The 24,921-nt window shown below is 72.9% G+C and carries 30 protein-coding genes; 16 read left to right on the top strand and 14 right to left on the bottom strand.

The features are described 5' to 3' along the window. The first annotated feature begins 16 nt into the window (after positions 1-16). The 6 genes from SL103_RS37790 to SL103_RS13265 are packed head-to-tail and all read left to right on the top strand — an operon-like array spanning position 17 to position 3,852. Entirely contained in the window at positions 17-193 is a 177-nt protein-coding gene (locus SL103_RS37790; RefSeq protein ID WP_164492794.1) for a hypothetical protein, read from the top strand. Beyond that, entirely contained in the window at positions 190-681 is a 492-nt protein-coding gene (locus tag SL103_RS13285) for a monovalent cation/H+ antiporter complex subunit F (protein ID WP_069569053.1), read from the top strand. The genes SL103_RS37790 and SL103_RS13285 overlap by 4 nt, the downstream gene beginning before the upstream one ends. Next, a complete protein-coding gene (locus SL103_RS13280) occupies positions 674-943 on the top strand; it encodes a hydrogenase subunit MbhD domain-containing protein (RefSeq protein WP_069569052.1) in 270 nt (89 codons plus the stop codon). The genes SL103_RS13285 and SL103_RS13280 overlap by 8 nt, the downstream gene beginning before the upstream one ends. Before the next feature lie 10 nt (positions 944-953). Beyond that, complete coding sequence (locus SL103_RS13275; RefSeq protein WP_069569051.1) at positions 954-1,709, top strand: MnhB domain-containing protein; 756 nt, start codon at positions 954-956, stop codon at positions 1,707-1,709. Next, on the top strand, positions 1,706-2,053 hold the full coding sequence (locus tag SL103_RS13270) for a sodium:proton antiporter (protein ID WP_069569050.1): 348 nt from the start codon (positions 1,706-1,708) through the stop codon (positions 2,051-2,053). Before SL103_RS13275 ends, SL103_RS13270 begins: the two co-directional genes overlap by 4 nt. Further along, positions 2,050-3,852 (top strand): complex I subunit 5 family protein, encoded by a 1,803-nt coding sequence (locus SL103_RS13265; RefSeq protein ID WP_208869855.1) that lies wholly within the window; start codon positions 2,050-2,052, stop codon positions 3,850-3,852. The genes SL103_RS13270 and SL103_RS13265 overlap by 4 nt, the downstream gene beginning before the upstream one ends. A gap of 21 nt (positions 3,853-3,873) precedes the next feature. Here SL103_RS13265 and SL103_RS13260 read toward each other — a convergent pair whose 3' ends face one another. Further along, positions 3,874-4,533 carry an endonuclease gene (locus tag SL103_RS13260; protein WP_069569049.1) on the bottom strand — a complete coding sequence of 220 codons (660 nt, stop codon included), beginning with the start codon at positions 4,531-4,533 and terminating at the stop codon, positions 3,874-3,876. A gap of 229 nt (positions 4,534-4,762) precedes the next feature. Between SL103_RS13260 and SL103_RS13255 the strand changes: the two genes are divergently transcribed. Then, positions 4,763-5,797, top strand: a complete 1,035-nt coding sequence (locus SL103_RS13255; RefSeq protein ID WP_069569048.1) for a cation diffusion facilitator family transporter — start codon at positions 4,763-4,765, stop codon at positions 5,795-5,797. Between the two features lie 10 nt (positions 5,798-5,807). Here the strand turns inward: SL103_RS13255 and ligD are convergent, their stop codons facing one another. Then, positions 5,808-6,761, bottom strand: a complete 954-nt coding sequence (gene ligD / locus SL103_RS13250; RefSeq protein ID WP_069569047.1) for a non-homologous end-joining DNA ligase — start codon at positions 6,759-6,761, stop codon at positions 5,808-5,810. Between the two features lie 813 nt (positions 6,762-7,574). Between ligD and SL103_RS13245 the strand changes: the two genes are divergently transcribed. The 3 genes from SL103_RS13245 to SL103_RS13235 all read left to right on the top strand — a co-directional run bounded on the left by SL103_RS13245 (position 7,575) and on the right by SL103_RS13235 (position 9,518). Beyond that, complete coding sequence (locus SL103_RS13245; RefSeq protein WP_069569046.1) at positions 7,575-7,973, top strand: DUF7144 family membrane protein; 399 nt, start codon at positions 7,575-7,577, stop codon at positions 7,971-7,973. 146 nt (positions 7,974-8,119) lie between these two features. After that, positions 8,120-9,172, top strand: a complete 1,053-nt coding sequence (locus tag SL103_RS13240) for a Ku protein (RefSeq protein ID WP_069569045.1) — start codon at positions 8,120-8,122, stop codon at positions 9,170-9,172. Between the two features lie 118 nt (positions 9,173-9,290). Beyond that, complete coding sequence (locus SL103_RS13235) at positions 9,291-9,518, top strand: DUF6458 family protein (RefSeq protein WP_033270044.1); 228 nt, start codon at positions 9,291-9,293, stop codon at positions 9,516-9,518. A gap of 32 nt (positions 9,519-9,550) precedes the next feature. Here SL103_RS13235 and SL103_RS13230 read toward each other — a convergent pair whose 3' ends face one another. Continuing rightward, positions 9,551-11,116, bottom strand: a complete 1,566-nt coding sequence (locus SL103_RS13230) for an alpha/beta hydrolase (RefSeq protein WP_069569044.1) — start codon at positions 11,114-11,116, stop codon at positions 9,551-9,553. A gap of 355 nt (positions 11,117-11,471) precedes the next feature. On the opposite strand from SL103_RS13230, the gene SL103_RS13225 reads away from it, so the two are divergent. Both SL103_RS13225 and SL103_RS13220 read left to right on the top strand, forming a co-directional pair. After that, entirely contained in the window at positions 11,472-12,509 is a 1,038-nt protein-coding gene (locus SL103_RS13225; protein WP_069569043.1) for a histone H1-like repetitive region-containing protein, read from the top strand. A 6-nt stretch (positions 12,510-12,515) separates the two neighbouring features. Continuing rightward, positions 12,516-13,553, top strand: coding sequence for an SRPBCC family protein (locus SL103_RS13220; protein ID WP_069569042.1), 1,038 nt, complete (start codon positions 12,516-12,518; stop codon positions 13,551-13,553). A gap of 124 nt (positions 13,554-13,677) precedes the next feature. Here SL103_RS13220 and SL103_RS13215 read toward each other — a convergent pair whose 3' ends face one another. From SL103_RS13215 to SL103_RS13180, 8 genes are all read right to left on the bottom strand, one after another. Further along, a complete protein-coding gene (locus SL103_RS13215) occupies positions 13,678-14,091 on the bottom strand; it encodes a gas vesicle protein K (protein ID WP_069569041.1) in 414 nt (137 codons plus the stop codon). Beyond that, the gene (locus SL103_RS13210) at positions 14,081-14,329 is read right to left on the bottom strand and encodes a gas vesicle protein (RefSeq protein ID WP_069569040.1); all 249 of its coding nucleotides are present in this window, start codon (positions 14,327-14,329) and stop codon (positions 14,081-14,083) included. The genes SL103_RS13215 and SL103_RS13210 overlap by 11 nt, the downstream gene beginning before the upstream one ends. After that, positions 14,326-15,138: a GvpL/GvpF family gas vesicle protein gene (locus tag SL103_RS13205; RefSeq protein WP_069569039.1), complete on the bottom strand. Its 813-nt coding sequence runs from the start codon at positions 15,136-15,138 to the stop codon at positions 14,326-14,328. Before SL103_RS13205 ends, SL103_RS13210 begins: the two co-directional genes overlap by 4 nt. Continuing rightward, positions 15,135-15,635 (bottom strand): gas vesicle protein, encoded by a 501-nt coding sequence (gene gvpJ, locus SL103_RS13200; RefSeq protein ID WP_069569038.1) that lies wholly within the window; start codon positions 15,633-15,635, stop codon positions 15,135-15,137. The genes SL103_RS13205 and gvpJ overlap by 4 nt, the downstream gene beginning before the upstream one ends. Positions 15,636-15,794: 159 nt before the next feature. After that, complete coding sequence (locus SL103_RS13195; RefSeq protein ID WP_069569037.1) at positions 15,795-16,049, bottom strand: gas vesicle protein GvpG; 255 nt, start codon at positions 16,047-16,049, stop codon at positions 15,795-15,797. A 10-nt stretch (positions 16,050-16,059) separates the two neighbouring features. Continuing rightward, positions 16,060-16,773: a GvpL/GvpF family gas vesicle protein gene (locus SL103_RS13190; RefSeq protein WP_069569036.1), complete on the bottom strand. Its 714-nt coding sequence runs from the start codon at positions 16,771-16,773 to the stop codon at positions 16,060-16,062. 3 nt (positions 16,774-16,776) lie between these two features. Then, positions 16,777-17,235 carry a gas vesicle structural protein GvpA gene (locus SL103_RS13185; RefSeq protein WP_069573671.1) on the bottom strand — a complete coding sequence of 153 codons (459 nt, stop codon included), beginning with the start codon at positions 17,233-17,235 and terminating at the stop codon, positions 16,777-16,779. Between the two features lie 84 nt (positions 17,236-17,319). After that, complete coding sequence (locus tag SL103_RS13180; RefSeq protein WP_069573670.1) at positions 17,320-17,673, bottom strand: gas vesicle protein; 354 nt, start codon at positions 17,671-17,673, stop codon at positions 17,320-17,322. Positions 17,674-18,017: 344 nt separating this feature from the next. Between SL103_RS13180 and SL103_RS13175 the strand changes: the two genes are divergently transcribed. Next, positions 18,018-20,144 (top strand): SpoIIE family protein phosphatase, encoded by a 2,127-nt coding sequence (locus SL103_RS13175; protein ID WP_069569035.1) that lies wholly within the window; start codon positions 18,018-18,020, stop codon positions 20,142-20,144. Positions 20,145-20,222: 78 nt separating this feature from the next. On the opposite strand, the gene SL103_RS13170 is transcribed toward SL103_RS13175, so the two are convergent. Beyond that, entirely contained in the window at positions 20,223-20,651 is a 429-nt protein-coding gene (locus SL103_RS13170) for an SRPBCC family protein (protein ID WP_069569034.1), read from the bottom strand. Positions 20,652-20,748: 97 nt separating this feature from the next. After that, positions 20,749-21,855, bottom strand: a complete 1,107-nt coding sequence (locus SL103_RS13165) for a PP2C family protein-serine/threonine phosphatase (RefSeq protein WP_069569033.1) — start codon at positions 21,853-21,855, stop codon at positions 20,749-20,751. 149 nt (positions 21,856-22,004) lie between these two features. Between SL103_RS13165 and SL103_RS39520 the strand changes: the two genes are divergently transcribed. Both SL103_RS39520 and SL103_RS37260 read left to right on the top strand, forming a co-directional pair. After that, positions 22,005-22,310 carry a DUF6153 family protein gene (locus SL103_RS39520; protein WP_432215352.1) on the top strand — a complete coding sequence of 102 codons (306 nt, stop codon included), beginning with the start codon at positions 22,005-22,007 and terminating at the stop codon, positions 22,308-22,310. Further along, complete coding sequence (locus SL103_RS37260) at positions 22,289-22,501, top strand: DUF305 domain-containing protein (RefSeq protein WP_069569032.1); 213 nt, start codon at positions 22,289-22,291, stop codon at positions 22,499-22,501. Before SL103_RS39520 ends, SL103_RS37260 begins: the two co-directional genes overlap by 22 nt. Positions 22,502-22,655: 154 nt before the next feature. Here the strand turns inward: SL103_RS37260 and SL103_RS13155 are convergent, their stop codons facing one another. Further along, positions 22,656-23,477, bottom strand: coding sequence for a VOC family protein (locus SL103_RS13155; RefSeq protein ID WP_069569031.1), 822 nt, complete (start codon positions 23,475-23,477; stop codon positions 22,656-22,658). Between the two features lie 170 nt (positions 23,478-23,647). On the opposite strand from SL103_RS13155, the gene SL103_RS13150 reads away from it, so the two are divergent. Beyond that, a complete protein-coding gene (locus SL103_RS13150; RefSeq protein ID WP_069569030.1) occupies positions 23,648-24,823 on the top strand; it encodes a PP2C family protein-serine/threonine phosphatase in 1,176 nt (391 codons plus the stop codon). Positions 24,824-24,921 lie beyond the last annotated feature (98 nt).

Genomic DNA, 24,921 nt, shown 5'->3' with positions numbered 1-24,921 from the left:
CGGGAGGTGCGTACAGGTGGCCGGACGGCTGACGACGAGCGCCGAACTCATCGGCTGGTGGGCGGCGTTGACCCTGCTGTGGATCGTGCTGATCGGCCCGGTGGACACCCTGGAGTGGGCGGTCGGCGCCGGCGCCGGGCTGGTCGCCGCGGCGGCCGCCGTCGGGGCGCGACGCGCGGCCGGCGGCCGGTGAACGGCTGGACGGCCGCGGGAACGGCGCTGCTGCTGTGCGGGGTGGCGCCGGCCGCCTGCGCCACGGCCACCGGCCCGGTCTCGCGCCGGGTGCCCGCGCAGAATCTGACGACGACGCTGCTCAGTCTGGTGTTCCTGCTGCTGGCCCAGGGCTTCGGCCGCACGGCGTACGTCGACACGGCACTGGTGCTCGCGGTCCTCGGACCGGCCGGCACCCTGCTCTACGTGCGGCTGCTGGCCGACCGGATGGCGGCCCGCCCGCCGCGCCCGCGGTCGCTGCTGGCGACGACGGCGCTGAACTACGTCGCGGTGCCGGCGGTGGTGGTGCCGCTGTGCTGCGTCACCGGGCCCGGCAGGGCGCTGCTGAAACTCCTGGTGATCGGCGGGCTGTTGGTGCTGGGCAGCCGTACCGCGTCCCGCGCGGTGACCGCGGCCGTCACGGCGGGGCACGGGCTCTCCGGCTCCGCGGAGGGGATGTCCGATGGCTGAGAGCGTGCCGGTGCTGATCGGTCTGGTGCTGGTGGCCATCGCCGGGACCGGCGCCGTCCTGGTGCGTGACCCGGTCCGTCAGTCCTTCGTGCTGTCGCTGCTCGGCCTGGCCCTCGCCGCCCTGTTCCTGCTGCTGCAGGCGCCCGATGTGGCGCTCTCCCAACTGGCGGTCGGCTCCGCACTGACCCCGCTGATGGTGCTGCTGTCCGTGCGCAAGGTGCGCCGCAAGGCCCGCAGCGAGCGCCGGGAGGAACACGAGTGAGGGGGTCGGCGTGAGCATGCGGCTGCGACTGTGGGTGCTGGCCGCCGGGATGCTGGGGACGGCCACGCTGTTCGTCCTCGCCTGCGTCGAACTGCCGGTGTTCGGCGGCACCTGGCACCCGTACGGCGACCGGGCGGTGCACGCCGCGCTCGCCCGGCACACCGCCAACACCATCGCCTCGGTCAACTTCGACCAGCGGGCGCTGGACACCCTCGGCGAGGAATCGATCCTCTTCGGCTCGGTCCTCGGCACCGTCGTGCTGCTCCGACAGACCCGCGACGAGCAGCGGCTGCCCCCGGAGCCGGCCCGGGTCGCCCCGCCGGTGCGCCGCTACGCGCTGATCGCGCTGCCCGTCACCCTGCTCATCGGGCTGTACGTCGTCGCCCACGGCCAGCTCAGCCCCGGCGGCGGCTTCCAGGGCGGTGTGGTGGTGGCGACGTCGCTGCACCTGCTGTACATCGCCATCGACTACCGGGCGCTGGAGCGGATCAGACCGGTCGGCCTGTACGAGGTGGCGGACGCCGCGGGCGAGGCCGGGTACCTCCTGCTCGGTGCGGCGGCACTGCTGACCGGGGCGGCGTTCCTGACGAACTTCCTGCCCTACGGCACCTTCAACACCCTCTCCTCCGGCGGCACCGTGCCGCTGCTCAACGCCGCCATCGGCGTGGAGGTCGCGGCCGGGATCGTGGTGCTGCTGGCCCGCTTCCTGGACCAGGCCGTGGAGATCGTGAGCGGACCGGACGACGAGGCGGAGGACGGGACATGAGTGTGCTGCCGTATCTGTGCGCGGGCTGGCTGTTCCTGATCGGCTGCTACGGGCTGGCGACCAGCCGCAACCTCATCCACGCGGTGGGCTGCCTCGCGGTCTGCCAGTCCGCCACGTACGTGCTGCTGCTCGCCGTCGGCTACCGGCACGGCGGCACCGCTCCGGTCTTCTCCGACATCGCGCCGGGCTCCCGGCCCGTCGTCGACCCCGTCGTGCAGGCCCTGACCCTCACCGACATCGTCATCGGGGCGACCGTCACCGCGCTGCTGCTCGCCCTGGTCATCCAGATCGCCAAGCGGCACCGGACGGTGGATCCCGATGAGCTCTCGGAGCTGCGGGGGTGACCGTCGCCCGGATGCTGCCGCTGATCGTGGCCGTGCCCCTGTTCGGCGCCGCGGTGCTCGTCGGGGCGGGCCGGCGGCTGCCGCGCCCGGCCGCCGAGGTGCTGGGCCTGGTGTTCGCCGCGGGCACCGCGGCGCTCGCGCTGGCCGCGTCCGCCGCCCTGCCGTCGGCCACCGCGCGGCCCGTCGAGTGGCTGGGCGGCTGGCGGCCGCACGGCGGGGTGAGCGTGGGGATCGTGCTGGTCGGCGACCGGACCGGTCTCGGCCTCGCCACGCTGGTCTCGCTGCTGGTGCCGGCCGCACTCGCCTACGCCTGGCGGTACTTCGACGAGCCACCGCGCCGGCACGCCGGCTCCTTCCCGGCCCTGGTGCTGCTCTTCCAGGCGGGCATGTGCGGCTTCGCGCTCACCGGCGACCTGTTCAACGCGTTCGTCTTCTTCGAGCTGATGGGTGTCGTCGCGTACGCGCTGACCGGCTACCGCGTCGAGGAGGCCCGCGCCGTCCAGGGCGGCCTGGTCTTCGGGGTCGTCAACTCCCTCGGCGGCTACACCACCTTGCTGGGCATCGGCCTGCTCTACGCCCGGACGGGGGAGCTGGGCCTGGCCCAGATCGGCCGGGCGCTCGACGCCCGCCCCGGCGGCCCGGACGCCCTGGTGATCGCCGCGTTCGTCCTGGTCGCCACCGGCCTGCTGGTCAAGGCCGCCGCGGTGCCGTTCCACTTCTGGCTCGCCGACGCGCACGCGGTCGCCCCGACACCGGTGTGCATGCTGCTGTCGGGGGTGATGGTGGAGCTGGGCGTGTACGGCACGGCTCGCGTCTACTGGACGGCCTTCGCCGGCCCGGGCGGCATCCCCGCGCCCGACGCGCACCGGGCGCTGCTGGCCCTGGGGGTGCTGACGGCCGTACTGGGCGCGGCGATGTGCTGGCAGCAGCGCCACCTCAAGCGGCTGCTCGCCTACTCCACGGTCGCGCACACCGGACTGTTCCTGATCGGGCTGGCGGTGCTCACGCCGGAGGGCATCGGCGGTGTCGCGCTGTACGTGCTCGCGCACGCCGGGGTGAAGGCGGCGCTGTTCGCCTGTGTGGGGGTCCTGCTGGACCGGTTCGGCAGCGTCGACGAGTACGAGCTGCACGGCAAGGGGCGGGAACTCCCCTGGCTGGCGGGGATGTTCGGGACCGGCGGGCTGGCCCTCGCCGGGCTGCCGCCGTTCGGCACCGCGCTGGGCAAGGCGGTCACCGAGGAGGCGGCGGGCGGCTGGGCCACCGCGCTGTTCGTGGTGGTCTCCGCGGTCACCGGCGGCGCGGTGCTCCGGGCCGGCGCCCGGGTGTTCCTGGGTCTCGGCAGCCGCCCGCCCGGCAGTCCGGAGGAGACGACCGGGGAGGGCGAGGAGCCGGAGACCCGGCGGCTGCTCGCGCGGATCCCGGACTCGATGCTCCTGGCGCCGACCGTGCTGCTGGCCTGCGCCCTGGCGGTGGGGCTGGTCCCGGGGCTGCGCTCCGCCGTCGGCGGGGCCGCCGACGCCTTCACCGACCACGCCGGCTACCTCGCGGCCGTGCTGGACGGCCGGGCCACCGAGCCCGCGCCGACGCCCGCACCGCACTGGACGACACCCGGCGTGGTGTGGGGCCTGCTGGCCTCCGTCCTGGCCGTGGTGCTGGCGCTGCTGGCCGTCCAGCGGCCGGTGGCCGGGGAACCGGTCCGCTGGACGGTCCCGCTGCGCCGGCTGCACTCGGGGCACGTGGGTGACTACGTCGCCTGGTTCCTGGCCGGCGTCACCCTGCTGGCGGCGCTGCTCGTCTGACGACCGCGGCGGGCGGCGGTCTCAGGCGTCCGCCGCCCTCAGTACGTCGTCCACGACGGACGCGTCCAGCGCCGCGCGCACCAGTGCCGAGGCGAAGGCGGCGCTCTCGTCCTTGCCGACCAGCCGCGCCAGCTTGCCGGCCTCCCCGGGCAGGCCGAGCCGCTCGGCGCCCTGCAGGGCCTTGGGGTCGAGGCAGGGGGCGAGACCGGTCCAGACGGCCTGTACCTCGCGCAGGAAGATGCCGGCGCCGGCGGGCCCGATGCCGGGCACCTCCTGGAGGGCGGCGCGCAGCGCGTCGGCGGTACCGTCCGCCGCGTCCCGCATCCGCCGCAGATCACCGCCGTAGCGGTCCAGCAGCAGCCGGGCACCGTCACCGAGCTGGGTGGCGGTGCGCTCGTCGTAGCGCCGGTAGCCGCCCTCGCCCAGGGCGTCGACCCGCTGCTGCCAGGTCGCGCCGGTCATCCGCCGCGGGGTGCGCAGGCCCGCGTCGAACAGGGCGCGGGCGGCCGCCACGGCCACCGACGCCCGGATCCGCGCACTGAGCAGGGCAGCCAGCACCAGCGTCTGGTACAGCGGCTGCGGGGTGTCCTTCAGGCGGATTCCGGCCTCTTCCGCAAAGGTCTTGCCGTGCCTCTCCAGGAGAGTCCGGGCAATGCCCCGCTGCCCGCCCCGGGGTGTCATGAGGCACCTCCGCAGGTGTCCGCGGAAGAGAAAAGGCCAGGCGTGGCCATGACGCGTCCTCCGTCGTTCGGGAATTCCCGGCGATGTTTCCGCTGTGACCCCTCCCCGGTCCGCCGGGCGGAAAACAGCCGCTGCTCCGTGGGGCGCAATGCCGCCCGTACCGCGTGCGCGCCCCGGCCCCGGCGCATACGCTCGCCTCGGCGGTCCGACCGGGCAGCGGGAGGCGCGCTTGACGGACGACGAAGAGAGCGGGGCGGACGCCCGGACCGCGGTCACGGTTTTCGTGGCGCTCGGCGCCAATCTGGTGATTGCCCTGGCAAAACTGATCGGCGGGCTTTTCGCCGGGTCCCCCGCGCTGCTTTCCGAGGCCGCGCATTCGGTCGCGGACAGTCTCAACGAGCTGTTTCTGCTGGCCTCCCTGAAACGCAGCGCACGGAAACCGGATGCCGAGCACCCCTTCGGCTACGGCAAGGAGCGCTATTTCTGGTCCTTGCTCGCCGCCGTCGGAATTTTCGTCATGGGCGGCTGCTTCTCCTTCTTCCAGGGCATCGAGGCGCTGCGCTCGGGCCACGCGGAGAGCCGGGCGGGCTACACGGCCGGGCTGATCGTGCTGGCCGTGGCGCTGCTCGCCGAGGGCGCCTCGCTGCTGCGCGCCCTGGCCCAGGTCCACGGGCAGGCGCGGGCGGCCGGGACCGGCATGCTGACGGCGATCCGTACCGGCGACGATCCCGCGCTGCGGACGGTGCTGGCCGAGGACGCCACCGCCTGCTTCGGGGTGCTGGTGGCCATGGCCGGCATGGGGCTGCACCTGGTCACCGGCGCGGCGCAGTGGGAGGCCGGGGCGTCGCTGGTCATCGGGGCGCTGCTGATGTTCGTCGCCTATCAACTCGCCGAGGCGTCGCGCGGGGCGCTCATCGGTGAGGCGGTCGATCCGGCACTGCGCCAGGCGATGCACGAATACCTCGACCGGCAGCCGGAGATCGACACGGTGACGGGCCTGCTGACGATGCGGCTGGGCCCCGGCTCGATGCTGGTCGCGGCCCGGATCGACCTCTGCGGCGGGCTGGACAGCGAGGAGGTCGAGGAGGTGCTGGTGCGGGTCAAGAGGGGGATGCGGGAGGAGTGGCCGACCGCCGACCAGATCTTCCTGGACGTCACCGAGGCGTCGCCGGGGGACCGGGCGCGGGCCCGGCGGGAGCGCCGGGAGCTCGACGAGACGGTGGTCGCCGAGCGGCGGCGCGCGGAGGGGCGGCGGGACGACTGAGCCGCCCCGCTCAGCGCAGCGCGTCGAGCCGCTTGCGGGCGGCGGTCAGTGACCGTCCGCGGCCCGGCACCGCGGACCACGGCGCCGACCGCAGCTGCGCCAGCACACCGTCGACGTCCCGCAACGACCAGCTCTGTGCGCCCAGTCCGGGGTCGTCGAGCTGGTCGTGGCTGATCGGCGCGGCGACCGGGCCGCCCGGTACGGCGCGCAGCGACCAGGGGGCGACGGCGGTCTGCGCGTAGGCGTTGCGCTGCACGTCGAGGTAGAGCCGGTCACCGCGCGCCTTCTTGCGTACGGCCGTGGTGAGCCGGTCCGGGTGACGCCGTGCCAGCACCTCCGCCGTGTCCTGGGCGAAGCCGCGCACGGTGTCGAAGTCGCTCTTGCCGTCGAGGGGGACGATGACGTGCAGCCCCTTCGAGCCCGTCGTCATCAGGGCGGCCGGCAACCCGAGTTCGTCGAGCAGGCCGAGGAGCGCCCGGGCGGCCTCGCGCACCGCTTCGAAGTCGGTGCCGGGCGGGTCCAGGTCGAAGACCAGCCGGTCCGGGTGGTCGGGCCGGTCGGCCCGGGACAGCCAGCGGTGCAGGGTGAGGCACGCCTGGTCGGCGAGGAAGAGCAGGGTGGCCTTGTCGTCGCAGAGGGGGTGGGTGACAGTGCCGCCCTCCTTGGCGACCTCGGCCCGCCGGATCCAGTCGGGGTAGTGGTCCGGGGTCTCCTTCTGCATGAAGTGCGGGCCGCCCAGCCCTTCGGGGAGCCGCTCCAGCATCAGGGGGCGCCCGCGGAGCTGCGGGACCATGGCGGCGGCCACCCGGCCGTAGTAGTCGACGACCTCGGCCTTGGTCAGCCCGTCGTCGGGGAAGAGCACCTTGTCCGGCCGGTGGATCCGCACCGTACGGCGTCCGGCGCGGACGGTGCGCGTCGCGCCGTCCCCGCCCTCGTCGTGCGTGCCGTCGTCCGAGTCGTCCATGCGGGCGGGGTACCCGTTGCGCGCCGCCCTACGCTCCGGCGTCCGGGTGGCGGCCGACCCGCGGGTGGACCGTCCCCCTCGCCGTGCCGCGGGCGCCGTCGCAGAGTGAGGAGGGACCGCCCGCCGGGCAGTTCGTCCCCGCCCCGCCGCATGAGCGGCGCCGGAGCGGCAAGGAGAACCACATGCCTTACGAAGCCGGCGCCCCGTACGGGCGCACCCAGCGAGACCCGGTGCCCCCCACTCCGGGCCCGGGCCCCGGACCACCAGGACCCACGCCAGGTCCGGGGCCCGGCCCGGTCCCCGCGCCCGGCCCCGATCCGATCCCGCCGCCGGTACCGGGCCCCGAGCCGGACCCGTTGCCGCCGAACCCGGCCCCGCCGACGCCCGGTCCCGAGCCGGGCCCCGCCCCCGACCCGGTCCCGTTGCCGGGCACTTCGACCAGGGCGGCGTGAGACACCGGAACCCCGCCCGGGCGGCGAGGGCACGCGTACCCCGCCCGGGCGGCACGGCGGCCCCACGGGACAGACCGGCAGGGGTCGCCGCCGCGCAGCCGCCTGATGAGCGCCCCGGCCGCCGTCCCGTTCCGCCGCCGGACCGCGCGGCGTGCACCGAACCTGCGCCACGACCGCGACGCGCGTGACGCGTTCCGCCACTGTTGCACCGTCACTCCGGGACGGACCTGCCTCGCGCCCAACGCACGGCCTCCGCCCGTTCCTGACATGCGGACAAACTGGACGTATGTAAACGTGTAGTCAGGGCATGGCCACGGTCAGGATCGTGCCGCGGCCAGGTTTCTCAAGTGAGGAGTGACCCATGGCTGCGCGCAAGCAGACCGTCGTGGGCGGATGGACGGCATTCGCCGGAGTCCTGATGATCTTCGGTGGCGCGATGACCCTCCTGGAGGGCATCTCCGCCATCGCACGGGACAACCTCATCGTCACGACGCAGAACTACGTCTTCTCCTTCAACCTCACCGGCTGGGGATGGATCCATCTCATCCTGGGCATCGTGATCCTCCTCGCGGGCGTCGCGCTGCTGGCCACCGGGGCGATGTGGGCGCGCGTGGTCGGCGTGATCCTCGCCGGCCTCGGCGCGCTCGCGAACTTCCTGTGGATCCCGCACTACCCGTTCTGGGCCCTGGTGCTGATCGCCATCGACATCTTCATCATCTGGGCCCTGTGCGCCGGAGACCACCGGCACGCGACGACCTGACCGGCCTCGGCACCTGCCCGGGCCGTGGGGTACGCCCCGCGGCCCGGGCAGAGCCCGGTTAACCCGTCCGGTACATCACCAGATGTACCCTTCGTCCGCCCCGCCTAGCATGGAGCCGAACGCGGCAGCGACGAAGGCGGCCCCCCATGCGTCCCACGGCGAAGTTCAGCATCAGCTTCGGCCTGGTCACCATCCCGGTCGCCGCGTACAACGCCACGGACACCTCCGCGTCGGTCAGCTTCGTCCGCATCCACACGGCCGACGGCGGGCGGGTGCGCAACCAGCCCGTGTGCTCGCTGGAGGGCACCGAGGTCTCCCCGGACGAGATCGGCCGCGGCTACCGGCCGCACGACGCCGACGTCGTCGTCCCGCTGAGCGACGAGGACCTGGAGGCCCTGCCGCTGCCGACCGCCAGGACGCTGACGATCCTGGCCTTCGTCGCCGGCGGTGACATCGACCCGCTGCAGATGGGCAAGGGCTACTACCTGGCCACCGACAGCCCCGCCGCGGCCAAGCCGTACGTCCTGCTGCGCGAAGCCATGGAGCGGCACGAGCGCGTCGGGCTCGGCAAGATCGCCCTGCACGGGCGGGAGACGCTGGCCATGATCCGGCCCATGGGGGACGCGCTGGTGATGCAGGTGCTGCTGTGGCCGCACCAGATCCGGTCGATGGACGGGGTGCTGCCCGAGCGGGAGGTGGAGGTCCACCCCAATGAGGTGGCGGCGGCCGAGACGCTGATGGACTCCTTCGGCGAACTGTCGGAGGACGACCTGCACGACCACTACCGCGAGGCGCTCGACGAGCTCGTGGCGGCGAAGCTCGCCCACCGTGAGCCGGAGTTCGGCACCGGCGAGGAGCAGCCCTCCGGCGGCCAGGTGATGGACCTGATGGCGGCGCTGCAGGACAGCGTCCGCGCCGCCAAGCGGTCCCGCGGCGAGGACGAGGGGGACACCGGCCGCGCCGCGGCGAAGCGCCCGGCGAAGAAGGCGGCGGCGAAGACCTCCACCGCCTCCGGCACGAAGTCCGGGACCGGGTCCGGCGCGAAGTCCGGCACGAAGACGGCCTCCGGCGCCGCCGCGAAGAAGTCCGCGCAGTCCACCGCGGCGAAGTCCACCGCTGCGAAGTCCACCGCCAAGAAGACGGCCGGAAAGTCCGCCGCGAAGAAGACGGCGAGCCGCGGCGCCCGGCGGGCCGGCTGAGACCGGCCGCCCGCAGCGCGACACGACACGACATGAGTCGCCCGCACCCGGGTACCCGCACGTCAACAGGACTTGGTCAACAGGACTTCCTTTCACCACAGTTATGGAGGCTGACACCATGGGTATCGGTGGGTGCATCGGTCTGCTCGCGGTGGGGGCGATCCTCACCTTCGCCACGGACTGGCACATGGCCGGCGTCAATCTCGACCTCGTGGGGATCATCATGATGATCGTCGGCATCATCGGCCTCGCGACGTACGTGAGCATCCTCAAGCGGCGGCGCACGCAGCCGCCGTCCCCCGGCGCGCCGGTGGTCGACGTCGAGGACAACCGCTACTACAAGTGAGGCGGGTGCACGCCCCGTTGACGGCGCCGGGGTCAGCCGCAGGTCGTACCGGGCTTCGGCAGCGCGCCGTTGAGCAGGAAGTCGTCGACATGGCCTTGTACGCACGGGTCGCCGGTGGTGTACGCGGCGTGGCCCTCCCCGCGGTAGGTGAGCACGGTGCTGCCGTTGCCCAGCGCCCGGGCCATGTGCGCGGCACCCTCGTACGGCGTGGCCGGGTCGTTGGTGGTCGCCACCAGCAGCATGGGCGGCGCGCCGGGGGCCGAGACGTCGCGGGACGCGTCGTCGCCGGCGACCGGCCAGTCGTAGCAGTCCAGCAGGGTCGGTGCGATGTCCGGCCCGAACAGCGGCGAGGCGCGGGTCAGTTCGCGCTCGGCGCGGGGGTAGTCACCGGCGCCGTACCGCTCGGAGGTGTCCCGGCAGGAGATCGCCCGCAGCGCCAGCTGGTCCTGCGACGGCAGGTCGTCCTGCCCGGTCTGCCGTGCCGGCGTCCGCTGCCCACCGGCGGGGTGGCCGGCCGTGCGGGCGGGCGCCCGGTGCGGCAGACCGGCCCGGCTGCCGCCGCTGTTGCTCATCCGGAGGATCCCGGACCCGTCGCCGCGCCGCAGCTGTGCCAGCGCCTGCCGCAGCGCCGGCCAGTCGCTCCTGCTGTACAGCGCCTCGCGTAGCGCATAGACGTACGTCGTCTCGTCCACCGTCTGCCCGTTCACCTTCATCGGCCGCTCGCTCAACTGCTGGTACCAGGTGCGCAGCTGGTCCTGGGCGTGCCGCCCGTCGGTGCCCAGCGGACAGTCCGTGGCGTGGATGCAGTCGTCGGCGAAGTCGTCCAGCGCCCGCTGGAAGCCCCGGGCCTGGGCCAGCGCGGTCTGCCAGTTGTTCTTGGTCGGGTCCTCGACGCTGTCGAGGACCATCCGGCCGACCTTGTCCGGGAATTCGTGGGCGTAGACGGCGCCGAGCTTGGTGCCGTACGAGAACCCCAGGTAGTTGAGCTTGTCGTCGTGCACCGCGGCGCGCAGGACGTCCATGTCCCGTGCCACGTCAGGGGTGCCGACCCACTCCAGCAGCCCGCCGGAGTAGCGCCCGCAGGCGTCGTTGATGCGCTTCTCCTTCGCGGCGAGGGTGTCGTCGGAGGGGTTGCCGGGCGGCGGGGCCAGCTTGTCCCCGCAGGAGACCGGTTCGGTGTGGCCGGTGCCGCGCGGGTCGAAGCTGACGATGTCGTACTGCTGCCCCAGCCGGGCGAAGGCGCTACCGCTGGCGATGAGGTAGTTGACGCCGGAGGCACCCGGCCCGCCGGGATTGAGCACCAGTGAACCGAGCCGCTTGCCGGGCCCGGTGGCCCGCAGCCGGATCAGCTGGACCTGCAGCGTGCGGTTCCCGGGGGCGGTGTAGTCGCGCGGCACCTCCATGCGGGCGCACTCCAGCCGCTCCTGGTGGCCCGGCGGCGGGGTGACGTCCGGGCTCTGCGTGCCGGCCCCCATGTTCTGCGGGCACGGCTCCCAGGCGAGCCGCTGCTGGTAGAAGCGCGTCAGGTGCGGGTCATCGGCGGCCACCGCGGCCGGAGTTCCCATCAGGGCGCCGAGCAGCGCCACGACCGCGGCCACCGCGAACGGCCGGATCCACGCCGTGCGCCGGCGAACACACCGTGCTTCCCCTACTCCCACACGAAACGGTGCACGGCGTGTTCCCGGCATATTCCGAGCCTAGGTCCGTCGCACCTTCTCCGCACGACTGCGCTCCCCGCGCGGCCGCGGCGCAAAGGGCGCGACGGCCCGCGCCGACGGGGATTCAAACCGCCCCGGCGAAGCGCGCGCACCCCCTTTCACCAGGCCGTTGGCCGCGGGAAACGGGGTCTTGGAGCGTCCCCTCCGGCCCGCTCGAGATGCGTAGCCCGGCACACGGATCACTCTTGAATTATGGCGCCGATCGGCAGCACGCCCAGGAAAAGGGGACGCATCCATGAACGAGAGAACCAAGATCATGCTCGCCGCGGCCGTGGCCGGCGGGTACGTACTGGGCCGCACGAAGAAGGGCCGGCTCGCTCTCACCGCGGCGTCCTACCTCGCCGGGAAGCAGTTCGGTCTGGAGCCGCGCCAGCTGGTCGCCGAGGGCGTCCGCAGACTCGGGGAGATCCCCCAGGTCGCCGAGCTCGGCGACCAGCTGCGCGGGGAGGTCATGAATGTCGGGCGGCAGGCGCTGACGAGCGCCGCCAACCGCAAGCTGGCCGATCTCGCCGACACGCTCCACGACCGTACCCGCCTGCTCGAAAGCGGTGTGGGGCTGAAGCCGGGACGGGAAGAGGAGGAAGAGGAGGAGTACGAGGAGGGCGAGCCCGAGGAGGAAGAGGAGGAGTACGAGGAAGGCGAGGAGGAAGAGGGCGAGGAAGAGCCGGAGGAGGAGTACGAGGGCGAGGAGGAAGAGCCCGAGGAGGAAGAGGAAGAGCCTGAGGAAGAGCCTGAGGAGGAAGAAGAGGAGGAGGAAGAAGAGGAGCCGGAGGAGGAGCCCGAGCGGCCCCGCCGCGCACGGCCCACGGGGCGCAAGGCCCCGGCAAAGCGGCCCGGAAGGCGGCCCGCTGCGCGCAAGGCACCGGCCGAGAAGGCCCCCGCGAAGAAGGCCGCGGCGAAGCAGGCACCCGCGAAGAAGGCGGCTGCGAAGCGGCCCGCAGCGGAGAAGGCCCCGGCCAAGAAGGCCGCCGCGAAGAAGACCACGGGGAAGAAGGCGGCCCCCGCAAAAAAAGCCCCGGCCAAAAAGGCCGCCGCCAAGAAGGCCACGGCTGAGAAGACGCCGGCCAAGAAGGCCACGGCGCAGCGGCCCGCAGCGAAGAAGACCGCGGCGAAGAAGACGGCGAAGAAGGCTCCGGCCAAGAAGGCGCCCGCGAAGAAGGCCGCGAAGAAGACGGCCCGACCGCCGGCGAAGAAATCTCCGCAGAAATCCGCGCAGAAAACCACGAAGCAGAGCGCGAAGAAGACGTCGTCGCGCGTCAAGGGCCGGAGGTGACCGGGCATGGCCAAGACAGGACAGGGCAGCGGGGACTCGGGGCTCGATCGGCTGCGTGAGGAGCTCGGCGAATACGCGACGGCGTGGGTCGGGAACATGGCGGAACGCGCCGGCGACAAGCTGGGGGACGTCACCGAGCAGCTCACCGACGTCGTCAGCAACGGCGGCTCGCTGGGCAAGGTCGCCTCCGGCCTGCTGAGCGGTCAGTCGCCCCTCAAGGCGCTGGTGACCGGCAAGGCGAAGGACGTCAAGGAAAACGTCGTGGAGAAGGCCAAGGAGGTCTTCGGCGGCGGCAAGGGCAAGGGACGCTCGTCGGGAACCACCAAGGTCACCAACATCATCGAGGTGCTGGACGTCGGCGTGCCGCTGCGGACCGCCTATGACCACTGGACGCGGTACGACAAGTTCAGCAGCTTCACGAAGGGTGTCCGCAGCGTCTCGTCCAGCGACGAGACGGCCAGCGACTGGAAGGTCAAGGTCGGGCCCTCGACCCGGGGCTGGAAGGCCACGGTGCAGGAGCAGATACCCGACGACCGCATCGTCTGGACGTCCGACGGCGCCAAGGGATCGACCCGTGGTGCGGTCAGCTTCCATGAACTGGCACCGAATCTGACCCGCATCGTGCTGGTCGTCGAATACTACCCCTCGGGATTCTTCGAGAAGACCGGAAACATCTGGCGCGCCCAGGGCCGCCGGCTGCGGCTGGACTTCAAGCACTTCCAGCGCTACGTGACCCTCACCGACAAGGACCCGGAGGGCTGGCGCGGCGAGGTGCGGGACGGCGAGGTCGTGAAGACCCACGAGGAAGCCGTCGAGGAAGAGGAAAGCGAAGCGAACGAAGAAGCCGAGGAAGGCGAGGAGAACGGCGAGGGCCGCGAGGAATACGCGGACGCCGAAGAGGGCTACGAGGGCGACGAGGAAGTCCCGGAGGAAGAAGAAGAGGGGGAAGAGGGAGAAGAGGGAGAAGGCGCGGAGGAGGAAGAGGGCGAGGGTGAATGGGACGAGGACGAAGAGGGGTACGCGGAGGAGGAAGAGGAGGAGTGAGGCGGGCGGCGCCGCCGGCAGCGGGCGGCGTCACCGGCCTCCTCCGGCCGGTGACGCCCGCCGGGCTCTCCGTGCTCGCTCCCGGTGTGTGAACGAAGTTCGCTGTTCGCTGTCAGTGTGTTTGTCACTCGGCGGGCGGCAGCAAGGTCCCGAGAGGCCCGAGGTCGAGATTGAGGTCCTGCAGGGTCAGGTCGTACTGCTCGCACAGCTCCACCATCCGGCTGTGCAGGATCATCAGCGTCGCGCCCAGCCGTTCCTCCTGTTCCTCGGTGAGGCCCCCGGCCTCGACCCGCTGGAGGGCCTGGCGTTCCATGAGCTGCCGCAGCAGCTCGACGAGGGTGAGCACGAGCTTGATCAGGTCCCGCTCCACGGTGTCGGGGTCGGCGGTGACCCGGTGTGCGGGGCCGCGCGGTGCCCCGCCGGCCGGGGGCTGGATGTCCTGGGGCGCGGCGGGCAGCAGGCGGAAGGCGCGAGCCGCCGCGTCGGCGATGTCGTCGAAGCGGTTGCCGGCCGGGCGGCCGTCGCCCTCAGCGGTCATCGTCGTCTCGCAGGGCAGCGGTGACGGAGGGCCAGGGGCCCGGATTCTGCTCGCTGATGGAGACGATCAGCGCGCGCAGCGAGATGCGCACCAGGTCGATGTCGGCGATGGACAGCACGAGGTCGCCGGTGAGCACCACACCTCCGCTGAGCAGCCGGTCCAGCAGGTCGATCAGTGCGATCTGCCGGTCCGGCAGCGGCTCGTCCGCCCTGGCCGGCGGCCCGCCCGCGGCTCTCACTGCGCGGCTCTCCTCAGCGGTTCGGCCTCGGTGGGCGTGGCGAAGGAGTACGGGGCCCAGGGGCCGGTGACCTCGACACGTACGCCGGGCAGTCCCTCGGCGGCCCGCAGCACGTCCGCGCGGAAGCTCTCGGCGTGCTCCTGCGACACGAGATAGGCGTCGTTGACGACGTTCTCGCCGGGTCCACGGGCGAGTTCGCCCTGCTGCGGGCGGTGCTGGACCCGGTCGACCGCGTACGGACGGACGGCGGCGTCGATGCGCCGGGCCGCCTCCTCGGCATCGCGGTAGGCGTCCTCGCGGGCGTGCCGCTGCGCGCCGCGACGCCTGAGGTAGGCCCTCCCGGGGCTGAGGTCCGGTTCCGGCGCCCCGGCCTGCGGGGCGGCCTCGGCGGGGGCCTCGACGTACAGCTTGACGCCCCACTCCACATGGGCGTCCAGGGCGGACAGCCGGTCGGCGAACGCCGCCAGGCGCTCTTCGAGCATCAGCCGCACGCGTTCCTCGTCGAGATAGACGGTGGCGAGGCGGAGCGGCAGGACGGTGGTGCGTGCCGCCAGCGCCTCGATCACCCGGTGGTGGGCGCGGGCGACGCCCTCCAGCCAGTCCAGGTCTTCCAGGTGGGCCCGGAGCGCGCCCTCCTCGAAGTCCCGCTCGGGCACCTGGCTCACCGCGACCACCACGTCCCCCCGGCCGCCGGTGCGCACCAGCCGGACCGGGGCGTCCGCGACCCCGGGCAGCCCGCCGAGCGCCTCCTCCAGCGAGCCGTCGGGGTCCCGCGCCACCGCGTAGGCGTACGCGACGGTCCCGGTCATGGTGTGTCCCGCTTCTTACGGGGGCGGGCCGCCGCCTTCTTCCCCCTGGTGGTGCGCGAAGGGTTCGAGGCACGCGCGGGGCGGGAACTCTCTTCCGCCGAGGCCCGGGGGCTCTCCTCGGCCGACGCGCGGGGGCTCTCCTCGGCCGCCGGCAGCTCGGCGCCCGCGCGCAGTTCCTCGATCTCGGCGCGCAGCCGCCGGTTCTCCTCGGTGAGCGAGCGGTTGCCGTCGGCGGCCCGGGACGACAGGGCGGGGTCGTGCTCCCACCAGTCGATGCCCATCTCCTTCGCCTTGTCGACCGAGGCGACCAGCAGCCGCAGCTTGATGGTGAGCAGTTCGATGTCCAGGAGGTTGATCTGGATGTCACCGGCGATCACGATGCCCTTGTCCAGGACCCGTTCGAGGATGTCGGCGAGGTTGGCCGAGGAGCCCTGCTGGCCGTACGGGGTTGCTCGGGACGGGTAGTCGCCGGTCCTCCTGGCGACGGGTTCGGTCACGGCCGCTCCCTCCGATGTCGGTCGCCGTCAGCTGTCGGTCGCGGTCAGTTGCGTCGCGGTCAGGTGCTTCGCTGTCGGATTCCTTGCCGTCAGATCCCTCGCTGTCGGATGCCTTGTCGTCGGGTTCCTCGCTGTCGGTGCGTCGCCGTCCGCCGCCGGTCAGGGGCCGGTGATGCGGCGGTGGGCCCTGATCTCCTCCAGTTGGTCCAGCAGTTCGTCCTCGCGCCGGTCGAACGTCTCCTCGTCGATCTCGCCCGCCAGCAGCTTCTCCTCCAGCCGGGCGAGTTCCTGCTCGACGGGCGCCGGGTCGTACGCCTCGTCCTCCGCGGCCTCGACGACCCGCTCCATGACCCAGGCGACGCCGCGCACCGGTGCCAGCGGGAGGGTCGCGAGATGGGTCAGCAGCCCTGCCATGACGTCCTCCTCACACGAAGCTGTACGCGGGCAGCGGGCCGCGCAGCCGCAGGTCGAAGTCGCCGCCGAGTTCGTCGGCGAGTTCCTTCTCGGCGGTGCGGAAGGCGTCTTCGCCGTCCCGGTGCACCAGGAAGGACACGTTCACGAAGTCGTCGCCGGTCGGCTCCGACACCCGTACTTCCTGGGCCAGGCCGCGCAGCGCGTCGATGACCGAGTCGGCGAGGTGGGCCTGGCGGGCCTGGACCTCCTGGGAGACGAGTTCACCGAGGGCGAGCGGCAGGTCCGGGCTGCCCTGGCCGCTTCTGATCTGCTCGTTGAGTTCGCGGGCCCGGTCGTTCTCCAGCAGGATCTGGCGCAGCAGGGCGTCCTCGTCCTGGGCGGCCTTCAGGTGGTACTCCGTGCTGCCCTCCAGCGCCGCCAGCCGTTCGGTGTACTGCTCCGCGCGCTCCTCCAGCACCGTCCGTACGGCGGCGTCGTCGTCGGTGACGAACCCGAACTGCAGCGGCAGGACCGTGCCGTCGGCCATCAGCCGCTCCTGGACCGCCTGGTGGGCGGCGAGGTCGCGGCGTTTGGCACGGAGCTCCTCGGGGGCGTCACTGACGACCGCGGTCAGCTCCCCGTCCTTCACGGTGCGCAGCGCGGTGGGCGGATCGCCCACACCCTTCAGGTCGTCCAGGCGGTGCGGATGTGAGGTCGCGACGATGGAGTAGACATAAACGGCCATGGCTCATTCCTTTCGGTGCCGTACCGGTCGGCGAGCCGGCCGCTCGCGCTTGCCCGCCGGCTCCTTCTGCCGTTCCTCGGGCTCCTCCTCGTCCTCGTCGCTCCCTCCCTTGAGGGCGTTGGCCACCGCATCCGCGGCTCCGCTCAGGGCCCCCTTGGCCTTGCCGTGGGACCCGCTCTCGGTCATCTCGCCGACCAGATCCGTCAGGTCCTGGGGCTTCTTGTTGCCGGCCTCGAGGTCGAGGCGGTTGCATGCCTCCGCGAACCGCAGATAGGTGTCGACGCTCGCCACGACGATGCGGGCGTCGATCTTGAGGATCTCGATGCCGACCAGCGACACCCGTGCGAAGACGTCGATGACCAGCCCGCGGTCCAGGATCAGATCGAGGATGTCGTAGAGGTTTCCGGAGCTGGCTCCACCGCCCCGGGACATGGTTCCTTGGCCTTGCGGCACCACAGTCACGGTGCCTCCCTTCACCGGCCCGCCCCGGTCGCGGAGCGGCCGTTTCGTTCGTCGGCCGAACAGTGCCGGCGCGGCATCCCCGGTTCAGCCCCGCGGGTCGATCTGCCCCCGGGTGTAGCGGCGGATGCGCTCGTACGCCAGCAGTTCGCCCTCCTCGTCCAGCGTCACCCGGTAACTCGCCATCACGCTGGTGGTCCCCGGGACGCGTTCCAGCTCCAGGACTTCCACGTCCGCCTGCCAGCCGTTGTCGGTCGGTTTGACCGCGGAGACGGACTCGGGGGCCCGGCCCAGCAGCTCCTGGAGCTGTTCGGCCGCCCTCCGCATGGCCCGCGGTGCCGAGACGCGGCGGCCCGCGCGGTGCGTGGTGTCCTGGCTCGTGGTGTCCTCGCTCGTCCGGCTGCCGTCCCGGCTTTCGCCGGACTTCCCCGCGGTCTTCACGCCGCTGGTCTTCCTGGCGGTCTTCGCCGCGGTCTTCCGGCTGGTCGGGCGCCGGACGCGCGCTGTTTCGTCGTCTTCTGCGGCCATGTTCCCTCTCCGGTGTCGGAGACGACATGCTGCCCGCGCCTACGGAAAAAGGCGCCATTACATGATATACGTCGCGCCTTATCCCACCTCTCGCCATACCACCATCAACCCTCCGCACATGCGGAGCGGCGGTCGGGGCGGGCACCCGCATGCCGGGGCCCTTCGGGCGGCGTAACGTCGGCACTGTCCGGCGGCGGGACGGCCGGCCGGACCGGAATGGTCGCGAGGTCACGACGACAGCGGTGTGAAGGTGCGAGATGAGCGGCGGGACCGGTTCCGGTCCGGTGGACCGGGCACTGCTCCGGGCGATGCGGGAGACGGGCGCTTCCATGGCCGGGCTGTACGAGCTGACGCGTAACGAGCCGGTGCTCCAGCTGACGGTCATGAGTGGCCTCCCGGCGCCGTTCCTGACCCCCTGGTGCCGGGTGGCCCTGGCGGCCCCGATCCCGGTCGCCGTCGCCACCCGCCGGCAGCGGCTGGTGTGGGCCGGCGGCCATCAGCAGCTGGCGCGCGACTTCCCCCGTACGGCGGTGGCGGTCCCCTACGACTTCTCGCTGGCCGCGGCGCCGGTCACCGAGGCCACCGTCCGGCTGGGCGCACTGCTGCTGCTGTGGCCCGCGGGCCATCCGCCGCAGCTGTCGGCGGAGGAGAAGGCGGCGGTGGAGGCCGCCTGCGGGCGGCTGGCGGCCCTCCTGGCGGCCGGTCCCCGCCCTGACGGCCGCACCCCGCCGCCCGAGGCGCCGCGGGTGCTGGCGCCGCCGCCGGCGCGGACGGTCGGCACGGAGCAGGCGCTGGCGGCGGTCGACTACCTGGAGCGGCTGCCGGGCGGCGCGTGCGCCCTGGACCTGGACGGCCGCATCACCCTGGTCTCGACCGGCGCCGTGGAGCTGCTCGGCGAGCAGGAGTCGCGGCTGATCGGCGAGCGGCCCTGGGAGGCGCTGCCGTGGATGCGCGACCCGGTCTTCGAGGACCGCTACCGCGCCGCGGTGCTCAGCCGCCGGCCGGTGTCCTTCACCGCCCGCCACCCCTCGCACCAGTGGCTGACCTTCCGGCTCTTCCCGGACGGCCGGGGCCTGAGCGTCTGGATCAGCCCGTCGGGCAAGGACCACGGCCCGGTGGCGCCCTTTCCGGCCGAGGGCGAGCCGGTGCCCGTACGGGCCGGGCAGATCTACCACGTACTGCACCTGGCGGCGGCGCTCACCGAGGCGGTGGGGGTCCAGGACGTCGTCCATCTCGTCGCCGACCAGATCGTCCCGGCCTTCGGCGCCCAGGGCATGATCATGTACGCGGCGGAGGGCGGCCGGCTGCGCACGATCGGCCACCGCGGGTACTCCGCCGAGGTCGTCGCCACCTTCGAGGGCGTCGCCCTCGGCGCCGCCAACAGCCCGGCCGTGCACGTCCTGTCCACCGGGGAGCCCAGCTTCTACTCCTCCCCCGACGAGATCGAGAGCGACTACCCGGGACTGCCGCACCTGACGGGAAAGGCGGCCCGGGCGGTACTGCCGCTGATCGTCTCCGGCCGTCCGGTCGGCTGCTGCATCCTGTCGTACGCCCGGCCCCGCACCTTCAGCACCGAGGAACGCCAGGTCCTCACGTCCCTCGCCGGGCTGATCGCCCAGGCGCTGGACCGTGCCCGGCTGTACGACGCCAAGCAGCAGCTGGCGCACGACCTGCAGGCCGGGCTGCTGCCGCACAGCCTGCCCTCGGTGCCCGGGCTGGCCGTCGCCGCCCGCTATCTGCCGTCGGCCCGCGGCATGGACATCGGCGGTGACTTCTACGACCTGATCCGCCTCGACGAGCACCACGTCGCCGCCGTCATCGGCGACGTCCAGGGGCACAACGCCGCGGCCGCCGCCCTCATGGGACAGGCGCGTACCGCCGTGCACGCCCACGCCACCGCCGGCGCGTCACCGGGCGAGGTGCTGGCCCGGACGAACCGGCTGCTGACGGACCTCGACCCGGAGCTGTTCACCAGCTGCCTGTACGTCCACATCGACCTGCGGACCCGGGTCGCGTGCCTGGCCAGCGCGGGCCATCCGCCGCCGATCCTCCGCCACCCCGACGGGCACACCGAGGTGCTGCGGGTTCCGCCGGGCCTGCTGCTGGGCATCGAGCCCGACGCCCGGTACGAGGCCACCCAGATCGGCCTCCCCCCGGACTCCCTGCTCGCCCTCTACACCGACGGCCTGATCGAGACGCCGGGCGTCGATCTGGACAGCGCCGTCGCCGCGCTCGCCGCCCGTCTCGACGGCGGACCGGCGCAGAGCCCCGACCGCCTCGCCGACGCCCTGCTGGCGCACCTGCACGCCGACGCGGCGCGGCAGGACGACGTGGCCCTGATGCTGCTGGCCTCCCGGCCGCCCGGCCGGACGCGGGCGGCGTGACCGGGGACGGAGCGCGCCACCGCGGCCACGGCACCCCGCGGTGCGCTGACTTGACGAACCGTCAGGACGCCGGCCCCCTCACCGCCCCTGTTCCACCAGCTCCTTGAACTGCTCCAGGTCGCTGCGGACGCCCCGCTCGATCGCGGACGCCTGGGCGAAGCCCTTCGGGCCGCCGAACGCCTCCGTGATGGTGCCCGGCCGGTACTCGAACCGGGCCTGGATCCGGGTGTGCTCGCCGTCGATCGGCAGCAGCGAGAAGGTCCCGGCCAGCTCGGGGCCGCTCGTGGTCCGCCACCGCATCACCTTGTCCTGGGGGCGGTCGAGGATCTCGATCTCGTACTCCTGGGCGCGGCCGCCCGCGTCGACGTCGAGGTGCGTCACCTCGCCCTCCGCGCGGGCCTCGCGCACGCCGTCCACGAACTGCGGATAGGACTCCGCGCGGTGCAGGCATTCCCAGGCCGTTTCGAGGGGGACGCCGATGTCGATGTGTTCTTCGAGCGTGCTCATCAGGCACCTCACAGCTCGGCTCGTGGCTACCGGGTCACCTCTCCAGGGTGCGCCGCACGGGGAGCGGAGGCGAGCGCGGTCCGTCCTGCCGCACCGGCTACGGCGCGCGGGCGAGCGCGATGACGGCCACGTCGTCGTCCAGGTTGCCGCCGGCGTGCCGGAGCAGATCGTCGTGCAGGCGTGCGACGAGGGACGGCGGATCGGTCTCGGCCCAGGCGGTGAGCCGGTCGGCCAGCGGGTAGAAGGCGCCGCCGGGTCCGCGGGCCTCGATCACCCCGTCGGTGTAGAGGAGCAGCAGCTCGCCGGGCCCGAAGCCGGCGGCCTCGACCTCGTAGTCGCTCTCCGACGGCGCGGTGAGGCCCAGCGGAAGCGCCGGCTCCCGCACCTCCAGGGTCCGTACGCCGTCGGCGGTGATCAGCAGGGGCGGCGGATGACCGCAGTTGATCATCGAGAGGCCGGGCGCGTCGTGGTGGACGTCCAGGAGCAGCGCGGTCACGAACGACTCCGCGGACTCGGGGTCGCCGTCGGCCTGGTGGACCGTGTTCCAGTACACCGAGTTCCCGAGGTGCGCCATGAGGGCGGGCAGCGAGAGGTTGCGGTACGCGGAGCCGTGGAAGGCCCCGATCAGCACCGCGGCCTCCCCGATGGCGGCCAGGCCCTTGCCCCGTACGTCCCCGATGACCAGCCGTGTCGCGCCGGCGGCGGGCGCCACCGCGTACAGGTCGCCGCCGATCTGGGCCTCGGCGTCGGCCGCGAGGTACGAGGAGGCGATCCGCAGCGGCCCGATCCGCTCGGGCAGCGGCCGCATCAGCACCTGCTGTGCCGCGACGGCCACCGACTGCACCTGGGTGAGCCGCCGCTCGCGCCGCTCGCGTACGTACCGCAGCAGCGTGACGAGCACGGAGAGCACGACGAGCGCGGCGATCTGCGCCTGGTGGTTCGCGGTCATCAGGCCGCCGTGCAGGTACCCGATGAGGATCTGGGCGGCCACGGCGAGGGCGCCGACGACCCCGGTGAGGCGCGGCCCGGCGAAGGAGGCGGTGATCGCCGGCGCGGCGACCAGGAACGGGCCGAGATGGATGGTCGTCGGGGCATTGATGTCGAGCACCGTCACCAGCACGATGATCGCCAGCGGTATGACCAGCAGGCCGTGGCTCGGCCGCCAGGACCCGCCGAACCGGGTGAGACCGCGCCGGACGCTCATATCTCCTCTCTACACCTGGGACGTCCGTCGCGCCGCGCGGACCTCCGCCCCGGCGACCGCCGCGGTGTCGCGGCCCTGCCGTCGCGGCCGACGGGAGGAAACGGACTGATGGGGGGCGAGGTTCGCACCGTCACGCCGCTGCCCGGCTCGTGGGCGACACGGCACACGGGCACCGGGCGGCCGGGGTCACCGCGCACGCGCACTGCGCCGGAGCCGGTGACCGCGGCGGCAGCGGGCACGTCCCTCACGCGGACCCGGCCTGTGCGTCCGCCGCCCTCGACGGGCCGACCGTCCCCCCTGCCCTGACGCCGTCCCCGCTCGGCCCCGTACGCCCCCGCACGCGGCCGGCGCGGGCGGGCCGCACAACTCCCCTTCCCGGCCCGCCGCTTCGCCGCGCGCCTCGGCCCCGGCCGGTGCGCACAACGCCGCTGACGTGGCGTTCGCCAAGGGCATGATCCCGCACCACCGGCAGGCGCTGGAGATGGCCGCTGCGGCCGCCACCCGCGCCGCGTCGCCGCAGGTCAAGGAGGTCGCCGCCACGATCATGAAGGCCCAGGACCCGGAGATCACCACGCTGTCCGGGTGGCTGACGGCCTGGGGCGAGCCGGTGCCCGGGAAGACGTCCGGGCGGACCACTCCGGCATGACCTCCATGCCCGGGACGGACCACTCGGCGATGCCCGGGATGACGGGCGGGAAGGAGATGGACGCCCTCGCCGCGGCTGACCGTGGACCGCACGGTCCGACCGTTCGCCCGCCGGCGGCCACCACGCTGCGGGCGGGCGACGCGACGGGGTCGGGTCAGGCGTCGGTCATCCGTGGCATCTCGCCGGCCGTCGTACTCATGTCGATCACCGCGAACGCCGCGCCCTGCGGGTCGCTGACCGCGGCGAACCGGCCGAACGGGCTGTCCATGGGGCCGAAATGCAGCCGGCCGCCGAGCTTCTCGGTCGTGGCGACGGCGTCGTCGCAGTTCGCGACGTTGAAGTAGACCTGGATGTAGGAGGGGATCTCCTTCGGGAACTCGTCACCCATCTTCATCCGGCCCAGCACCGGATTGTCGGGGCCGCCGATGCTGAACACCTTGAAGTCGATGCCCTGGGCGTCGGGATCCGTGCCGGGCTCCATTTTCCGCGCGGAATAGGGGAAGACCTGGGTGAGGAACGCGTCGGCCCTCTCCGGGTCACGCGTGAACGCCTCGGCCCAGCAGTACGCGCCGGGCTCCCCCACCTTCTCGAACCCCTGGTGAGCGCCCGCCTGCCAGACGCCGAGGACGGCGCCGCTGGGCTCTCTGGCGAGCACCATCGACCCGAACGTGCCGACCTGCATCGGCTCCATGAGCAGGGTGCCGCCCGCCTCCTTGATCTTCTCGGCGGTCTTCCGCACGTCCTTGGACGCGAAGTAGAGGCACCAGGCGGACGGTACGTCGTCGCCGCCGGGCATCGGCGGGACGACGGCGGCGACGGCCTTCCCGTCGGAGTACGCCTGTGTGTAGTTGCCGTACTCGCCGGCCGCCTCACCGAAGGTCCAGCCGAGCACCTCGCCGTAGAAGCTCTTGGCGCCCTCGACGTCCTTGAACATGGCGTCCGCCCAGCAGGGGGCGCCTTCCGGGAATTCAGTCATGGTGTGGCTCACTCCTTCCGGCCGTTCCGGCTTCTCACGCTAGGCGCGCGGTGCCCCGGCCGCGCGGGGAGGCGGTGGGGGGCCGGTCGGGCCCGGGGCCGCGTACGGCGTCGACGTCCGGCCGGGGCACCGGCTCGTCCGGCGGGCCCGCAGGGTGCACAGTGGAGGGCGTGGGCGTCCAGCGGCACTTTGGCGGCCTGTGGCAGCCGTGGCAACCCAGTCATGCACTGCTGGTGCTGCCCGTTGCGCTCATCGCGGTGATCACGGTCATCGATCTCAACGTCCCCGCCGACGTCCATCTGGGCCCCCTGCTCGTCGTCGCCCCCGCGCTCACCGCCTCCTTCGCCGGCCCGTGGCGCACGGGGGCGATCGGGCTACTGGCGGTCATGGCGCAGGTGTACATCGGGCTGCACTTCGGGGTGCTCTTCACCGAGCGCAATGTGATGATCCAGATCCTCGCCCTGTCGGTGCTCTCGGCCATGATCGTGTTCTTCTGCGTGGTGCGGGCGCGGCGCCAGCAGGAGCTGGCGAAGGTGCGGTCGGTGGCCGAGGCGGCGCAGAAGGCGCTGCTGCGTCCGCTCCCCCACCGGATCGGCCCGCTGCACATCGCGTCGCTGTATCTGGCCGCCGAGGAGGAGGCCGAGGTCGGCGGCGACCTGTACACCGCGACGCGCACCGACAGCGGGACCCGTCTGATCATCGGGGACGTGCGCGGCAAGGGCCTGGCCGCCATCGGTGAGTCCGCCCTGCTGCTCGGCGCGTTCCGGGAAACGGCGCACCGGCACCCGACGCTGCCGGAACTCGCCGCCGCACTGGACCGCAGCGTGTGCCGCTACCTGACCGACTTCATCGAGTCCGACCGCGACATCCCGGAACACTTCATCACCGCGCTGCTGCTGGAGATCCCGCACGAGGAGCCGGCCGCCCGGATGACCGACTGCGGGCACCCCCCGCCCCTGCTCCTGAGCCGGCACCGGGTCACGACCGTCCCGAGCCTCCATCCGGCGCCTCCGCTCGGGATGGGCGGGATGAGCGGGGCCGGGCCGGACAGGTACACCACCGACGAGATCGCCTTCGCGTCCGGTGACATGCTCCTGCTGTACACCGACGGCGTCACCGAGGCCCGGGACCGCAACGGTGCCTTCTATCCGCTCGCGCAACGCGTCGCCAACTGGACGTCGTGCGATCCGGAGTCGCTCCTGCACCACCTCCGGCTGGACCTCCTCGCCCACTGCCACGGTCATCTCGACGACGATGCCGCCCTGATCGCGATCCGGCGCACACCGGCGCCGCAGGCCCGCCACCGCCTCGGGACCTTCCGGCGCGCGGACGGCATCCGCCACTGAGCGCCCGCACCGCGCGCGGAGACCACGGGACGCGCGCGCTCTCCGCGTCACGTGACCTTGGAGCCGGGAGCGCAGATACTGCCTCCGGGGTGACGCCG

The sequence above is a fragment of the Streptomyces lydicus genome, assembly GCF_001729485.1.
Lineage (GTDB): Bacteria > Actinomycetota > Actinomycetes > Streptomycetales > Streptomycetaceae > Streptomyces > Streptomyces lydicus_D.
Note: the sequence above shows the minus strand (reverse complement) of the source record. Positions and strands in the feature narration are given on the sequence as shown.

What these genes read in the sequence shown, in the direction of transcription:
- SL103_RS13270 (WP_069569050.1), top strand. Translation starts at nt 1,706, where the DNA reads ATGAGTGTGCTGCCGTATCTGTGCGCGGGCTGGCTGTTCCTGATCGGC.
- SL103_RS13220 (WP_069569042.1), top strand. Translation starts at nt 12,516, where the DNA reads ATGGCCAAGACAGGACAGGGCAGCGGGGACTCGGGGCTCGATCGGCTG.
- SL103_RS13245 (WP_069569046.1), top strand. Translation starts at nt 7,575, where the DNA reads ATGGCTGCGCGCAAGCAGACCGTCGTGGGCGGATGGACGGCATTCGCC.
- SL103_RS13205 (WP_069569039.1), bottom strand. Translation starts at nt 15,138, where the DNA reads ATGACCGGGACCGTCGCGTACGCCTACGCGGTGGCGCGGGACCCCGAC.
- SL103_RS13165 (WP_069569033.1), bottom strand. Translation starts at nt 21,855, where the DNA reads ATGAGCGTCCGGCGCGGTCTCACCCGGTTCGGCGGGTCCTGGCGGCCG.
- SL103_RS13195 (WP_069569037.1), bottom strand. Translation starts at nt 16,049, where the DNA reads ATGGCAGGGCTGCTGACCCATCTCGCGACCCTCCCGCTGGCACCGGTG.
- SL103_RS13190 (WP_069569036.1), bottom strand. Translation starts at nt 16,773, where the DNA reads ATGGCCGTTTATGTCTACTCCATCGTCGCGACCTCACATCCGCACCGC.
- ligD (WP_069569047.1), bottom strand. Translation starts at nt 6,761, where the DNA reads ATGGACGACTCGGACGACGGCACGCACGACGAGGGCGGGGACGGCGCG.
- SL103_RS13260 (WP_069569049.1), bottom strand. Translation starts at nt 4,533, where the DNA reads ATGACACCCCGGGGCGGGCAGCGGGGCATTGCCCGGACTCTCCTGGAG.
- SL103_RS13280 (WP_069569052.1), top strand. Translation starts at nt 674, where the DNA reads ATGGCTGAGAGCGTGCCGGTGCTGATCGGTCTGGTGCTGGTGGCCATC.
- SL103_RS13215 (WP_069569041.1), bottom strand. Translation starts at nt 14,091, where the DNA reads ATGACCGCTGAGGGCGACGGCCGCCCGGCCGGCAACCGCTTCGACGAC.
- SL103_RS13240 (WP_069569045.1), top strand. Translation starts at nt 8,120, where the DNA reads ATGCGTCCCACGGCGAAGTTCAGCATCAGCTTCGGCCTGGTCACCATC.
- SL103_RS13175 (WP_069569035.1), top strand. Translation starts at nt 18,018, where the DNA reads ATGAGCGGCGGGACCGGTTCCGGTCCGGTGGACCGGGCACTGCTCCGG.
- SL103_RS13170 (WP_069569034.1), bottom strand. Translation starts at nt 20,651, where the DNA reads ATGAGCACGCTCGAAGAACACATCGACATCGGCGTCCCCCTCGAAACG.
- SL103_RS13155 (WP_069569031.1), bottom strand. Translation starts at nt 23,477, where the DNA reads ATGACTGAATTCCCGGAAGGCGCCCCCTGCTGGGCGGACGCCATGTTC.
- SL103_RS13225 (WP_069569043.1), top strand. Translation starts at nt 11,472, where the DNA reads ATGAACGAGAGAACCAAGATCATGCTCGCCGCGGCCGTGGCCGGCGGG.
- SL103_RS13235 (WP_033270044.1), top strand. Translation starts at nt 9,291, where the DNA reads ATGGGTATCGGTGGGTGCATCGGTCTGCTCGCGGTGGGGGCGATCCTC.